This is a genomic window from Chitinophaga sp. 10T418 (assembly GCF_056394125.1).
In genome coordinates, this window is sequence record NZ_JBFTHG010000012.1 from 260,294 (window position 1) to 275,686 (window position 15,393).

The following is a 15,393-nucleotide window of genomic DNA, read 5'->3' on the forward strand; positions in this document are numbered from 1 at the left end:
GAAAATTTTATAGAAAAGCAGGGATTGTTCCCTGCTTTTTGCTTTCTTGCGAAGGATTGTAATTAACCATTTTATATCATCCCTAAACCCACCCTTTTATCATGAAAAAGGTAGCCCTGTTTTTAGCTGTGTATTTTTGCGTATTGACTCAATCCTATGGTCAATCGATAGGACCTTATGATAACATCATCTTAGATAAGCTTCCCTACAAGATTAGTATTTTCAGTAGCATTTATACAGCTAATCCTAATTCCGGACTAAACATACAGAGCGGAGCCTCCCTCAATAACGCCATTAGTGGTCCTTCAGGTAATGGATTCTTATTCCGTTGGTTGGCAAATGATACGCTTGTCAATTTTGTCAATAATAATGATATGGTGATGCACCTGACACCCAAAGGTGATCTGGTGGTGAAAAGGTCTCTAAATGTGCCTAATCTTACTGTGGGCAGTGTTTCTGATACTTCTTACAAAAAACTGGTGATAGCAGGAGCCAATATTCCCACCAACATAGGTAGCAAACGTGATATTTCCTACGAATTTGCTGGAGCAGGAAAGGCGATTATCCGCTCTTACAGAGGTGGTTCCTGGGATACTTTTCTGCAGTTTCTGACGAATGATTACGGTAACCCCGGAGGAGAACCGACCGTCAGAATGCACATCAATTCGGATGGGAATATTGGACTAGGAAATACTAATCCATCTGACCATCTAAATATCACAGGTACTGTTGGAACAGTTACTAACCGCATCGCTATACAGAATACGGGTATCCCCAATTCACTTTTTTACCTTGGAAATACCAGCAGTGACTATGCTGTAACGAACCAACGTGGCGCTAATATCCTGGAAAGTTATACCGATCTGCACGTAGGAGCAGCCAATACCGGCAATATTTATTTTGAAACCGGCAGAACAGGAACGGTGGCTCCCATCAGCATGACTATACTGAACAACGGCGACGTGGCAATAGGTACATCCGCTACCGGTGGAAATAAGCTGGCGGTAGGGGGAGCCATCGCAGCACGCCGGGTTAAAGTAACGCAGAATGCCGCCTGGGCTGATTATGTATTCCATGATACCTATCAGTTGCCTTTGCTGACAGATGTGGCCAGTTACATTGCAAAGCACAAACATCTGCCAGGTATCCCTGATGCAGCCGAAGTCGCCCGGGACGGACAAGACCTGGGAGAAATGAACCGTAAGCTCCTGGAAAAGGTAGAAGAACTGACACTGTATATCATTCAGCAGGACAAAAGGAATACTGAGCAACAGGCACAGATAGATATGCTGATAAAACAGGTGAACAAGTAATTATTCACCTGTTATATCTCCTTATTCACCGATTCTTTTTCCTCATATGCGCTTTTTTTGAGCATATTTTGAAAATTCTTTGTTAACCTTGTACTGCAACTGAAAAAAACAGCACATGAAAATGAATAGGGCACTGATAACCGGAGCTGGGTTAATAGCCGGGCTTTTGTTATATGTAAATGCTTCCGCGCAAGATAGTGAACCAAATAAATGGGCCCCGGCCAACATTAAAATTGACGGACAGGCCACAGAATGGCCTAAACCCCTTCAGTTCTATAATAACGTTACTAAGTTATTTTACACCATAGCCAACGATCAGGAAAATATATACGTAATCGTGAGTGTACCCGATCCGMAAAGCCAGATGAAAATTATGCGTTCTGGTATTACGGTTTCGTTAAATGCCACTGGTAAAAAGAAAGGAGGTGCCTCTATTACTTTCCCGCTTACGGAGAATGTAAGTACTGGCGCGCCGGATGTACCGGAAGCCTCCCGGGCACTGATTGCCGGAGAACTGAAAAAACAGATCCTGGCTAATCTGAAAGAAATAAAGGTTGATGGGTTTGATAGTATTCCCAATGGCAATATTCCGGTGCATAATACGTTTGGTATTCAATCAGCAGCTTCTTATGAAGCTTCCGGTAACCTGGTTTGTGAATTGGCTATTCCATTGAAAACATTGGGGATAACAGCGGTCGCTGATAAACCCATTGCTTACCATTTTAAGGTGAATGCGATGAAGAGAGAGGATAAAAAGGAATTGGAGGCCAAGCGTGCCAAAGGGCAGCAGGCACCAATGCCGGGTGAATACGCAGACCATTTCGCCTTGTATTATTCCGCAGACTTCTGGACCAGACAAACACTGGCTACTCATTAGTTTGCATACTACTGAAATCTGTCTTAACCGTTTTTATGTATAACAAATTGTTTTCTACGGGAACTAAAGCCATGTTGGCCGGAGCTTTTTGTGCCGGCATTTTCATGTCTTGTCATAAAGACAATACGAACCCAACGCCGCCTACTCCGGTTGATACCACGCAGCTCACGACCGCACAGGCAGAAGACTCACTCAAGTACCTGATGTACCAGATTATGCAGGTAACCTATGGTGATGGTGGACGCACCCTGTCCAGCGGCCTGCCTACCTACTTCTGGTATTCATCCGTACCCAAGCTGGATCCGTTCAGCGCCAGCTACCCGAATGCTGATACACTGCTCGCTGTAATGAAAAGGTATGCCATCAACACGGCCACCGCTGCACCATATGACCACTATAGTTTCCTGGACAGGAACGGCACACTGACCAATAAACTCATGAATGGCATTTCCGCCAGCACTTTTGCAGCTACCACCAGCGATTTTGGGCTGGAGTATGCTCCTGTGCTGGTATCGTCCGGCAGCAACCAGGTACGCATTTTTGTATTGTATGCAGATAAAAATAGCCCGGCAGGTAAGGCAGGGATCGACAGAGGTTGTGAAATTACGTCTGTTAATGGAACTACTTCTTTTACCAATACCAATTCTTCGTTACAGTTTGTATACAACGCTATCGTGGGATCTACTTCCACGGTAACATTAGGAATAACCAGGGCTGATAAGACAACGTTTACGACTACACTCAATCCGGTAGCGTATAGTATCAACCCTGTATTGTTTGATACCGTATATACCGCAGCGAATAATACAAAAGTGGGTTACTTTGGTCTCTATACTTTTGCCAGCGTATTCAACGATAAAGGACAGGCTACTTATACCAAAACAGCTCTTGACCAGGCGTTTACCAAATTTGTAGCCAGCGGGATTAAAAACCTGATTGTAGATTTACGGTATAATGGAGGAGGAGCTACTACTACCGCAGAATACCTGGATAGCGCCATTGCGCCGGCATCTGCAGCTGGTAAAACTATGTACACTTATAAGTACAATGATAAGATCATGCAGAACCTGGCCGCTACAGGACTAACGGAAACAGTTAAGTTTCCGGGAAGAACCGGTGGGTTGGCACTTGATAATGTATTTTTTATCACCAGTGGTAATACAGCCTCGGCAAGTGAGCTGACACTCAATAATCTCAAGCCTTATGTGAAAGTTTTGCTCGTTGGAGAGAAGACATACGGTAAGCCGGTTGGATTCATTGATTTTAATATCTCTGCCTATAATCGTTCAGGCACAGTAAAGTACCTGGCTGATCTTTATGCCATTAACTTTGCCACACACAATGCCAATGGATCAGGAGATTATTATACAGGTATTGATGTAGATAAAGCGGCTGTTGATTATGTTAACGTGCCCTGGGGCGCTACCGCTGATGACGATAATCTTAAAAAGATAATGGGTTACATTAATACGGGTGCCTTCCCGACAGCGAGAGCAGCACAATTGAATACAGAAACCGTGAATGGATTGCGCACGGCTATTCCGAACGGTAAGCCACTCAATAATTTCAATGGGATGGTAGATTACAGGTTAAGTAAGGAAATGTCAAAATTGAAATAATCATATATGCGTAGCTGTTAGCGCGAGGATACACTAACAGCTACGCATTCAATATTAGTAAATAATAATTTCATCTGCGAACATAAACCCATGTTGTTCGTTTTTCGCATGAACCCTGATATACCGCGTCTTCTGACCACTCAGGTCAAATTTAAAATCTTTAAAAACAAGTGTGGAAGTACTGGGAGGAACGTCATTGTTTACCTGCTTCAGCGGTCGGAAATTTTTCCCATCATTACTGATCGATACTTCTACAAACGATGGCATGTATACGCCAGGCCCCGTCAGTTGCATAAATGTAACGGCTAAACGATGMAGGTTTGTTTCCTGTTCCATATCTACTGTCACGTCCATATCCCCCTCAAATCCTTGCCACTGGCCATCCACATAAGTAAGAGAACCACGGTAACCATTTACCAGAGTAGCTGATGCCTGAGCAGGATATTTTTTACTGTAAGGAACATTATAGCTCACTTTTTTACCAATAGCTACATGATCATCCAATTGAAGGAAAGCTGGTTTGCCTTGAGGCTGACCGTCTTTGAAAATAACGGCGGTGACAGGAGCAGAGCCAGAAACCACAAACGGACTGGTATATAAAGCAGACTGGGTGTTTGGCATACTGCTATCCAGGGTATAGCGGATTTGTGGCTGGTATTGTTCTGAACGGAATGAAACAAGAGTCCGATGATTTGCTGCATCTATATCCGGATGAATAGTGACGCTATGAGAGGGCCGATAGTAATTTACGTTTAGCCGTTGGAGTAAGAGATAGTGCGATTGTAACCGTTGCTGAAAATCAGCCAGATCTTTATGTGCTGTATCTGACCATACGACTTCTGACAAAGCCAGCAAACGTGGATAAGTCATGTATTCCAGGTGATAGGAGGTGGGTATGTATTCGGTCCAGATATTGGCTTGTGCGCCCAGAACATGTTTGGCTGCAGCTGCATCCAGTTCTTTCGGAACGGGCTCGTAACTGTATACTTTATCGAGTGTAAGATATCCGCCGATTGCCTCCGGTTGGCTGGCTGGGTCGGCCTGATAACTGTCGAAGTAACAATATGCACCAGGTGTCATGATTACATCATGGCCATCTTTTGCGGCTGCAATACCGCCGCTCTCTCCACGCCATGACATTACCGTTGCTTCCGGAGCGAGGCCACCCTCCAGTATTTCATCCCATCCCAGCAGTTTGCGTTTATGCGCGATGAGAAATTTTTCCACGCGCCTGATGGCATAACTTTGCAGTTCATTTTCATCCTTCAGTTTTTCGCTGCGGATGCGTTGCTGACATTTAGGACAGCTCTTCCAGGCTTTTTTATCTGCTTCATCACCACCAATATGAATATAGGGAGATGGGAAAATATCCATTACTTCTGTTAATACATTTTCCAGAAAAGTGAAGGTAGTATCATTACCCAGGCATAGCTCGGAGTTTTTATAAGGTACGCCGGAGCAGGACAGTTGCGGGTATACCGCCAGTACTTCTTCTGAATGACCGGGCATTTCTATTTCCGGAATAACAGTTATGCCACGCTGTGCTGCGTACGCCACTATTTCCCGCGCTTCTGCCTGGGTATAATAACCGCCATAGGCATTAGGATCACCTTCCTGCGAATACCGTCGGCCTTTGGTCCACCAGTCTTTCCAGTTGGCATAATTACGCCAGGCGGCAATTTTCGTCAGTTCGGGATAACGCTTTATTTCCAGTCTCCATCCGGCGCCATCTGTCAGGTGCCAGTGAAAAGTGTTCATCTTATATAATGCCATCAGATCTATGAAGCGTTTGATATAAGTTGCCGGAAAGAAATTTCGTGACACATCCAGGTGAACACCGCGATAGCCAAAGCGGGGATGGTCCGTTATCTCAGCGCAGGGAAGGGTAGTCTGATCCGGTTGCAGCAGCCGTAACTGTAGTAGGGACTGCATGCCATTGATGGCGCCTGTTTGGGTACGTGCAAAAATCGTTACATAGTCCGGTGAAATGTTCAGTCGGTATCCTGTTGAATCTGGAATAAGGGATTTATCTGCTGCGGTAAACACAACACTATGCAACGGTACCATTTTCATCAACGCCAGCTGTGGTTCGGGAAGATGGGCCGTTTCTGCGAAGAGAGCAGCAACACCGGAAAAGACGGGTGCAGTAAAGACATGCGTTTGCGGGGAAATGGCAAAAGTACCTTTTTTTGCGGCGACCGATGTTGGCCTGGGAATCAAATCGAGATTGCCAGCAGATTGGCTATGGGCAGATATCCCAAAGCAAATGGCCAGCAGAAATAACGAGCTATGTTTCATCAATTCTATTTTGACCCCAGTTTACGGATCATATCTTCTGACATGTCTTCTGAATAAACACCATACCCATACATTAATACGCCTTTGGTGCCTGATTTTGTTTCGATGGCATATACCACAGCTTCATCACCCGGATCAGTGTCTCCTTCAAAACGATAGGTCTCTGTAATTTCAAAGTCTTGTGGATGCACTTTTGTATCCCTGGTATGTATACTGTCAAAAAGAAGATTGAAATCAGCTGTGTATCCTCGTTTGCGCAGATCTTCCATTGCAGCTGTTACGGTGTCATAAACTTTCATATTGATCATGATTTCTGGTGAGTAAATTCCATTTGCATCGCCACTAAGTTAATAAAAAAGGTGAGATTCAGTTAATAGCAAAAAGCAGAAAGCAAAAGGCGATCGGCCTTTTGCTTTCTGCTTTTTGCTTTCTGCTTGAATTAGCGGACTACAGTTACTTCACCTTTGAGAACGTTGGAAGTTCCTCCGGCTACTTTTTTGTAGTTAAGCCACCATACATAGGTACCTACATCTACCGGAACGCCTTTGTATTTACCATCCCATCCTTTATGATCATCGGAAGTCATAAAGATTAATTCACCCCAGCGGTTGAAGATTCGCAGTTCGTAGTCGAACATTTGTCCTCTTACTATTGGTCTGAACACATCGTTACGTCCGTCGCCATTTGGAGAGAAGGCATTTGGTACTTGTGGTTTTGGTTCACATTGTACAAAGTCTACCGTGATATCATCAGTAGCGGTGCCGCAATCGTTGAACACCGTTACTGTATAAGTACCTCCGTTCGTCACAGGCAGTGTAGGAGCGGAAGAACCGTTATCCCAGCGTACTCCGGTGATTCCACCGCCTTCAGCGTGAAGGGTTAGTGTTTCACCTTTACACATTACGGTATCTCTACCCAGATTAATGACTGGTAAACCAGTGATTCTTACTGTTACACTGTCCATGAATACGCGTTGACAGTATTTATCCATCAATGCCAGTTTGTATTTGCCGGCCTGTGTTATTTGTTTAACCGGTTTAGGATCGCCATCATTCCAGAGGTAGGAGATCGCATCCGGATTAGTACCATCCAGAGTGATGCTGCCACCCGGACAGATATTCCTGTCTGGTCCCAGATCCAGTGTGATAGATGGTTTCAGTCTTACGTTTACAGTATCTCTTACCACACAATTGTCTCTGCTTACTGCCACCCAGTAACCACCAGGTTGATTCACCACGATGGAGTTGCTGGTTTCGCCTGTCTGCCATTTGATACGGCCGCCATTTGAATTAACAGTGAGCATGATAGACTGATCAGGGCAGATCGATGTATCACGACTCAGGCTGATATCTGGTGGAGGATTCACACTCACTTTCACAGTATCGATTGTGATACATCCGGACTTCATCACTTTCACCCAGAATTGTTCCTGTGTACCTACCAGTATGGAAGAAGCAGTAGAACCGTTGCTCCAGAGGTATTGTGCACCATTTACATAAGCATCCAGTTTCACAGACTGACCGCGACAGATGGTCGTGTCAGGGATATCTACCAGCGGTGTTGGTATCAGGCTTACATGAATGGTGTCTGTAGTAGCACATTCACCGTTGCTTACATTTACCCAGTAAGTACCAGCCTGATTGATATTGATCCTTTGCGTGGTTGCGCCGGTAGACCATTTAATCTGGTAAGCGAAGTTAGCAGGTCCTGCATCCAGTACCAGGCTGTTGCCTCCACATATAGTGGTATCGTTGCCCAGGTTCACCATTGGTTTCTGAATGTAGGTCAGGTTGTAAGTCATCGTATCAGAAGAACAACCGGTTCTGCCATCTGTTATAATGAATGATGCAGAAGTAGCGCCATTCAGGTTGAACACATTGTTGCTTTGTGTCAGCGGTAAACCTGTTACTACATTGGAAGGTGTTACACTTACCAGGGTGTAGGTAGGCAGGTATACGTTGCCCACTTTACGTWATGCTATTCTTCCGTTGTCAGAGCAGTTGGAGGGCAGGGTAGCTTCCAGCTGTGGTTTAGGACAAGGGTTGATGATTACACGTTGGGTCACATCATCGGCTTTATTGCCGCAGGCATCCATGATACTCCATCTTCTTACAATCGTATAGCCGTTACAGATATCTGCTACAAATGGATCTTCCGTATAGATAGCTCTTTTCGGGAAGGTATTATCACAATTGTCTGTAGCCGTCAGCACCGGGGGAGCCGGGATTTTATCCTGACAGAAGATCACTACATCTGCCGGAGCAGGCATGATCACAGGTTTGGTGGTATCTTTCACCGTTACTACCTGTGTCACGGTAGCGGTATTACCGCAGGCATCTTTCGCAATCCATGTTCTGATGATACGGTAGTTACCGGCACAATCATCAGGTGTTCTTTCTGTTGTGATGCGGCGGCTTACCGTCAGGCCATTTCCGATAGTGCTACAGTTGTCGGTAACCTGAACATCTATAGCAGGAGCAGGGATGTTGTCGCAGCTCACGGTAGTATCTGCAGGAGGTCTCACGGTGAATACCGGTTTAATGGTATCCTGTACAGTGATGATCTGCTGCATTGTTGATTTGTTACCGCAATCATCTGTAATAGTCCAGGTACGTGTTTCCTGATAGTTGCCGGCACAGTTGCCTGGTAATTTCACCGTTTTAGTGCTGGTGAATACCTGTACGTTACTGCTACAGTTGTCGGTGGCAGTAATTACCGGCCAGGCTGGAATCTTATCGCAATCTACCACGGTGTCTTTTGGAGCAGGCATGCTGAATACCGGTTTAGTGGTATCCTGTACTTTGATGATTTGTTGTACTGCACTTGCATTACCACATTCATCGAAGGCGGTCCATTTCCTGAAGATCAGGTAGTTGTTGTTACAATTAGCCGGGTTATGCACCACGGAATCTTTTGGCATTACTGTAATTACACCCGGTGTGCAGTTATCACTTGCAGTGAGATTGAATCCTGCAGGTACCTTGTCGCAATCTACTGTTGTATCAGCAGGAGTGGCCACATTGAATACCGGGGCAGTCATATCTTTCACCGTGATTACCTGTTTCAGGGTAATGCCAGTGTTACACTCGTCTTTCGCAGTCCAGGTACGTATCAGCAGATAGTTGTTAGTACAGTTGCCTGGAATATCCTGGCGAACCTCTACCACTGGTATGATGATTTCACCGGCGCAATCGTCGTTTGCTTTCAGGTCTGTTTTAGCAGGTACCTTGTCACAATCAACCGTGATATCGGCAGGAGCAGGGGTAGTAAATACCGGTGCTTTTGTATCCTTTATCGTGATCGTCTGCGAAGCGCTTACTGACAATCCGCATCTGTCTGTTGCCGTCCAGGTACGGGTGATGGTGCTAAGACAAGGAGAAGTCACTACGGTTACATCGTTGTGAGTAACGGTGAGTGTTTCATTATCATAAGGTGCATGACTGAACACCGGATCTCCGAAGAGTGTGGTGTAGTCTTTACCTTTTTCACATTCTGTAGTGATAGCAGGAGGAGTGAAGGTAACAATCGGGCTGATAGTTACTACGGTGATCTTCACTGCATTGCTGATGTTGTTGATACAAGCACCAGATGCTACCACTCTTCTGTACCAGGTATTGACAGACAGAACACCAGGCTGGTAAGTATCTCCGGTTGCCCCGTTAATATTGGTAAACGGTCCGGTAGCACCAGTGGTACTTTGTTGCCATTGGTAAGTATAGGTACCATTACCACCACTCAGAGCAATACCGCGTATCGCCATTGGCATTTCTGTCAAACAAACGGTTTGATCATCGCGGATGGTATTACCAAGTATTGGTTTGCGGTTGATCAGTGTTACACTTGAGCTGGAAGCATCACAAACACCGTTGCTTACTACCCAGGTCAGTTGTGCCGTTTCGCCGGCAGGAACGGTGATGGTCGCATCTTTTTGGTTAATGTTACTGATGTTGATTAGCGCAGCGTTGTTGCTGGTAACAATCCAGGTACCTTTTGCACCTGCCACACCAGGATCACTGGCATTCATCTTAAAGGTAGCATCATCGCAATGTTCCTGGTCTGGTCCTGCGTTGGCAGCTACCGGTAAGCGGTAGTTAATGAGTGTAACATCATCCCAGGTAGCACTACATACACCATTGGTTACTGTCCAGCGTAAGGTAACAGTGTCACCCACGTTTACATTTACCGCAGAAGTAGGACTATTGATAGACTTGATCACTGCATTTCCTTTAATAATAGACCAGAAGCCTCTTGCACTTGGAACAGACAGTGGAGTAGCGGCCATGGTGAAATCTCCGGTGTTATTACACATTTCAATATCTGCACCGGCGTTAGCATCATCTGCTTTCTTGTAATTAATCAGCGTTACAATGCTGCTGCTGCTTGTACAAGTACCATTTGTAACGGTCCATTTCAATATAACGGTGTCGCCTATAGGAACAGTTACGCTGGTAAACGGATCATTTGGTGATTTGATGATGGCAGCGCCAGGGATACGGCTGATATCTTCCCAAACACCTTTCGCACTGCCTGATCCAGGTTGACTTGCTTTCATTACAAAGTCGGCAGTAGTATTACATTTTTCCTGGTCAGGACCGGCGTTTGCCGTAATCGCTGCTTTGTAATTGATGATAGTTACTCTGCTGAAAGTGGTATCGCATACACCGTTGGCAATCGCCCACTGGAGTACAGCGGTATCGCCCACAGGCACAGTTACTGCAGTTGTCGGACTATTTGGTGATTTAATAGTGGCATTTCCGCTKAGGATAGTCCAGATGCCTTTTGCAGTTGGTACACCCGGGTTATTTGCCTGCATGATAAAGTCAGCTGTATTGTTACAGATTCTTTGATCAGGGCCGGCGTTTGCCTGGTTAGCGGTTGCGTAGTTGGTCAGCAACACCGTATCGGTAGTGGCTGCGCAGGTACCGTTGGAGATGGTCCATACCAACGTAGCAGTATGCCCAGCCAGTACTTTCACCTTCGTGTTGTTTAAAGTGGCATCAGTGATGGTCACCCAGTTCGGATTACCTAGCGCTGTCCAGGTACCTTTAGCACCATATTCAGCAGGCTTATTAGCGGCCATGGTGAATATAGAGTCATTACAATGTTCCTGATCAATGTTCGCATTCGCAATAGCCGGTACGTCGTAGTTAGTCAGTAACACGGTGTCGGTAGTGGCGGCACAGGTACCGTTAGAGATGGTCCATACCAGCGTAGCAGTATGCCCAGCCAGTACTTTCACCTGTGTATTATTTAAAGTACTATCGGTGATTTTTACCCATGATGGTTTATTTAATACAGACCACACGCCTTTAGCACCGAATTCAGCAGGCCTATTAGCAGCCATAGTGAACATAGAGTCGTTACAATGTTTCTGATCACTGTTGGCATTTGCAATAGCAGGGATGTCGTAGTTGGTCAGCAGCACTGTATCGGCAGTGGCGGCACAGGTACCGTTAGAGATGGTCCATACCAGCGTAGCGGTATGCCCAGCCAGCACTTTCACCTGTGTGGTGTTTAAGGTGGTATCAGTGATTTTTACCCAAGATGGTTTATTTAATACAGACCATACACCTTTAGCGCCATATTCAGTAGGCTTGTTAGCCGCCATGGTGAACATAGAGTCGTTACAATGTTTCTGGTCAGGGCCTGCAACGGCAACCGCCGGCACATCGTAGTTCGTCAATAATACGGTGTCGGTAGTAGCGGCGCAGGTGCCGTTGGAGATAGTCCATACCAGTGTAGCGGTATGACCAGCCAGTACTTTCACCTGGGTATTATTTAAAGTACTATCGATGATCTTCAMCCATGATGGTTTGTTTAATACAGACCACACGCCTTTAGTACCATATTCAGTTGGCTTGTTAGCAGCCATGGTGAACATAGAGTCGTTACAATGTTTCTGATCATTGTTGGCATTTGCAATAGCAGGGATGTCGTAGTTAGTCAGCAACACGGTGTCGGTAGTAGCAGCGCAGGTACCGTTAGAGATAGTCCATACCAGTGTAGCAGTATGACCCGCCAGCACTTTCACTTTTGTAGTATTTAAAGTGGTGTCGGTAATAGTCACCCATGTTGGTTTACCCACCACAGACCATGTACCTTTAGCGCCATATTCAGTAGGCTTGTTAGCGGCCATGGTGAAGATAGAGTCATTACAATGTAACTGATCCACGTTTGCTTTTGCAACAGCTGGCACATCGTAGTTAGTCAGCAACACGGTGTCGGTAGTAGCGGCACAGGTACCGTTAGAGATAGTCCATACCAGTGTAGCAGTATGACCCGCCAGCACTTTCACTTTTGTAGTATTTAAAGTGGTATCAGTAATAGTTACCCATGTTGGTTTACCTACGACAGACCAGGTGCCTTTGGCGCCATATTCAGTCGGCTTGTTAGCGGCCATGGTGAAGATAGAGTCATTACAATGTTTCTGATCACTGTTGGCATTTGCAACAGCAGGAACATCGTAGTTGGTCAACAACACGGTGTCGGTAGTAGCAGCGCAGGTACCGTTAGAGATAGTCCATACCAGTGTAGCAGTATGACCGGCCAGTACTTTAACCTTTGTAGTATTTAAAGTGGTATCTGTAATAGTTACCCATGTAGGTTTACCAACCGCAGACCAGGTGCCTTTAGCTCCATATTCAGTAGGCTTGTTAGCAGCCATAGTGAAGATAGAGTCGTTGCAATGTAACTGATCAATGTTTGCTTTCGCAACAGCTGGTACATCGTAGTTTGTCAGCAGCACGGTGTCGGTAGTAGCAGCGCAGGTACCGTTAGAGATAGTCCATACCAGTGTAGCAGTATGACCCGCCAGTACTTTAACCTTTGTAGTATTTAAAGTGGTGTCGGTAACAGTCACCCATGTTGGTTTACCTACGACAGACCAGGCGCCTTTAGCGCCATATTCAGTAGGCTTGTTAGCAGCCATGGTGAAGATAGAGTCGTTACAATGTAACTGATCAACATTTGCTTTCGCAACAGCCGGAACATCGTAGTTAGTCAGCAACACGGTGTCGGTAGTCGCTGCGCAGGTACCGTTGGAGATAGTCCATACCAGTGTAGCAGTATGACCAGCCAGTACTTTAACTTTTGTATTATTTAAAGTGGTATCAGTAATAGTCACCCATGTTGGTTTACCTACTACAGACCAGGTGCCTTTGGCTCCATATTCAGTAGGCTTGTTAGCGGCCATAGTGAAGATAGAGTCGTTACAATGTAACTGATCCACATTTGCTTTCGCAACAGCAGGAACATCATAGTTAGTCAGCAACACGGTGTCGGTAGTAGCAGCGCAGGTTCCGTTAGAGATAGTCCATACCATTGTAGCAGTATGCCCAGCCAGTACTTTAACCTTGGTAGTATTTAAAGTGGTATCAGTAACAGTCACCCATGTTGGTTTACCTACCACAGACCAGGTGCCTTTAGCTCCAAATTCAGTCGGCTTGTTGGCAGCCATGGTGAACATAGAATCGTTACAATGTTTCTGATCACTGTTGGCATTTGCGATAGCAGGAACATCATAGTTAGTCAGCAGCACGGTGTCAGTAGTAGCAGCGCAGGTACCGTTGGAGATAGTCCATACCATTGTAGCGGTATGACCAGCGAGTACTTTAACCTTGGTAGTGTTTAAAGTGGTGTCGGTAACAGTCACCCATGTTGGTTTACCTACCACAGACCAGGTGCCTTTAGCTCCAAATTCAGTAGGCTTGTTAGCGGCCATAGTGAAGATAGAGTCGTTACAATGTAACTGATCAACGTTTGCTTTCGCAACAGCAGGAACATCGTAGTTGGTCAGCAACACGGTGTCAGTAGTAGCGGCACAAGTACCGTTAGAGATAGTCCATACCAGTGTAGCAGTATGACCCGCCAGCACTTTCACTTTTGTAGTGTTTAAAGTGGTGTCGGTAACAGTCACCCATGTTGGTTTACCCACCACAGACCAGGTACCTTTAGCACCATATTCAGTTGGCTTGTTAGCGGCCATGGTGAAGATGGAGTCGTTACAATGTAACTGATCAATGTTTGCTTTAGCAACAGCCGGTACATCATAGTTAGTCAGCAACACGGTGTCGGTAGTAGCAGCGCAGGTACCGTTAGAGATAGTCCATACCATTGTAGCGGTATGCCCCGCCAGTACTTTAACCTTTGTAGTATTTAAAGTGGTATCTGTAATAGTTACCCATGTTGGTTTACCCACCACAGACCAGGTACCTTTAGCACCATATTCAGTCGGCTTGTTAGCGGCCATGGTGAAGATGGAGTCGTTACAATGTAACTGATCCACGTTTGCTTTCGCAACAGCAGGAACATCGTAGTTGGTCAGCAGCACGGTATCCGTAGTCGCTGCACAGGTACCGTTAGAGATAGTCCATACCAGTGTAGCAGTATGACCCGCCAGCACTTTCACTTTTGTAGTGTTTAAAGTGGTGTCTGTAACAGTCGCCCATGTTGGTTTACCTACGACAGACCAGGTGCCTTTGGCTCCATATTCAGTAGGCTTGTTAGCGGCCATAGTAAAGATAGAGTCATTACAATGTAACTGATCAATGTTTGCTTTCGCAACAGCCGGTACATCGTAGTTAGTCAGCAACACGGTGTCGGTAGTAGCAGCGCAGGTACCGTTAGAGATGGTCCATACCATTGTAGCAGTATGCCCGGCCAGTACTTTAACCTTGGTAGTGTTTAAAGTGGTATCGGTAATAGTTACCCATGTAGGTTTACCTACTGCTGTCCAGGTGCCTTTGGCGCCATATTCAGTCGGCTTGTTAGCGGCCATGGTGAAGATGGAGTCGTTACAATGTTTCTGATCCACGTTTGCTTTCGCCACCGCCGGAACATCGTAGTTGGTCAGCAACACGGTGTCGGTAGTAGCGGCACAGGTACCGTTGGAGATGGTCCATACCAGTGTAGCGGTATGACCCGCGAGTACTTTAACCTTGGTAGTATTTAAAGTGGTATCAGTAACAGTCACCCATGTTGGTTTACCTACGACAGACCAGGTGCCTTTAGCGCCATATTCAGTCGGCTTGTTAGCGGCCATGGTGAAGATAGAGTCGTTACAATGTAACTGATCAATGTTTGCTTTAGCAACAGCCGGTATATCATAGTTAGTCAGCAACACGGTGTCGGTAGTAGCAGCGCAGGTACCGTTAGAGATAGTCCATACCAGTGTAGCAGTATGACCCGCCAGCACTTTCACTTTTGTAGTGTTTAAAGTGGTGTCGGTAACAGTCACCCATGTTGGTTTACCCACCACAGACCAGGTACCTTTAGCACCATATTCAGT

The 15,393-nt window shown here is 45.7% G+C and carries 6 protein-coding genes; 3 read left to right on the top strand and 3 right to left on the bottom strand.

The genetic code is table 11. From position 1 onward, the window contains the following. The first annotated feature begins 101 nt into the window (after nucleotides 1-101). The 3 genes from AC1DCV_RS29060 to AC1DCV_RS29070 all read left to right on the top strand — a co-directional run bounded on the left by AC1DCV_RS29060 (nucleotide 102) and on the right by AC1DCV_RS29070 (nucleotide 3,809). Entirely contained in the window at nucleotides 102-1,313 is a 1,212-nt protein-coding gene (locus AC1DCV_RS29060) for a hypothetical protein (RefSeq protein WP_477026463.1), read from the top strand. Between the two features lie 115 nt (nucleotides 1,314-1,428). Continuing rightward, nucleotides 1,429-2,190 (top strand): hypothetical protein, encoded by a 762-nt coding sequence (locus AC1DCV_RS29065; RefSeq protein WP_477026464.1) that lies wholly within the window; start codon nucleotides 1,429-1,431, stop codon nucleotides 2,188-2,190. A 35-nt stretch (nucleotides 2,191-2,225) separates the two neighbouring features. Continuing rightward, nucleotides 2,226-3,809, top strand: a complete 1,584-nt coding sequence (locus tag AC1DCV_RS29070; protein WP_477026465.1) for a S41 family peptidase — start codon at nucleotides 2,226-2,228, stop codon at nucleotides 3,807-3,809. Nucleotides 3,810-3,863: 54 nt separating this feature from the next. Here the strand turns inward: AC1DCV_RS29070 and AC1DCV_RS29075 are convergent, their stop codons facing one another. From AC1DCV_RS29075 to AC1DCV_RS29085, 3 genes are all read right to left on the bottom strand, one after another. Next, complete coding sequence (locus AC1DCV_RS29075) at nucleotides 3,864-6,107, bottom strand: glycoside hydrolase family 20 protein (protein WP_477026466.1); 2,244 nt, start codon at nucleotides 6,105-6,107, stop codon at nucleotides 3,864-3,866. 5 nt (nucleotides 6,108-6,112) lie between these two features. Next, nucleotides 6,113-6,406: a hypothetical protein gene (locus AC1DCV_RS29080; RefSeq protein WP_477026467.1), complete on the bottom strand. Its 294-nt coding sequence runs from the start codon at nucleotides 6,404-6,406 to the stop codon at nucleotides 6,113-6,115. Between the two features lie 140 nt (nucleotides 6,407-6,546). After that, nucleotides 6,547-15,360: an HYR-like domain-containing protein gene (locus AC1DCV_RS29085; RefSeq protein ID WP_477026468.1), complete on the bottom strand. Its 8,814-nt coding sequence runs from the start codon at nucleotides 15,358-15,360 to the stop codon at nucleotides 6,547-6,549. Between the last annotated feature and the right edge of the window lie 33 nt (nucleotides 15,361-15,393).

What these genes read in the sequence shown, in the direction of transcription:
- AC1DCV_RS29060 (WP_477026463.1), top strand. Translation starts at nt 102, where the DNA reads ATGAAAAAGGTAGCCCTGTTTTTAGCTGTGTATTTTTGCGTATTGACT.
- AC1DCV_RS29070 (WP_477026465.1), top strand. Translation starts at nt 2,226, where the DNA reads ATGTATAACAAATTGTTTTCTACGGGAACTAAAGCCATGTTGGCCGGA.
- AC1DCV_RS29080 (WP_477026467.1), bottom strand. Translation starts at nt 6,406, where the DNA reads ATGAAAGTTTATGACACCGTAACAGCTGCAATGGAAGATCTGCGCAAA.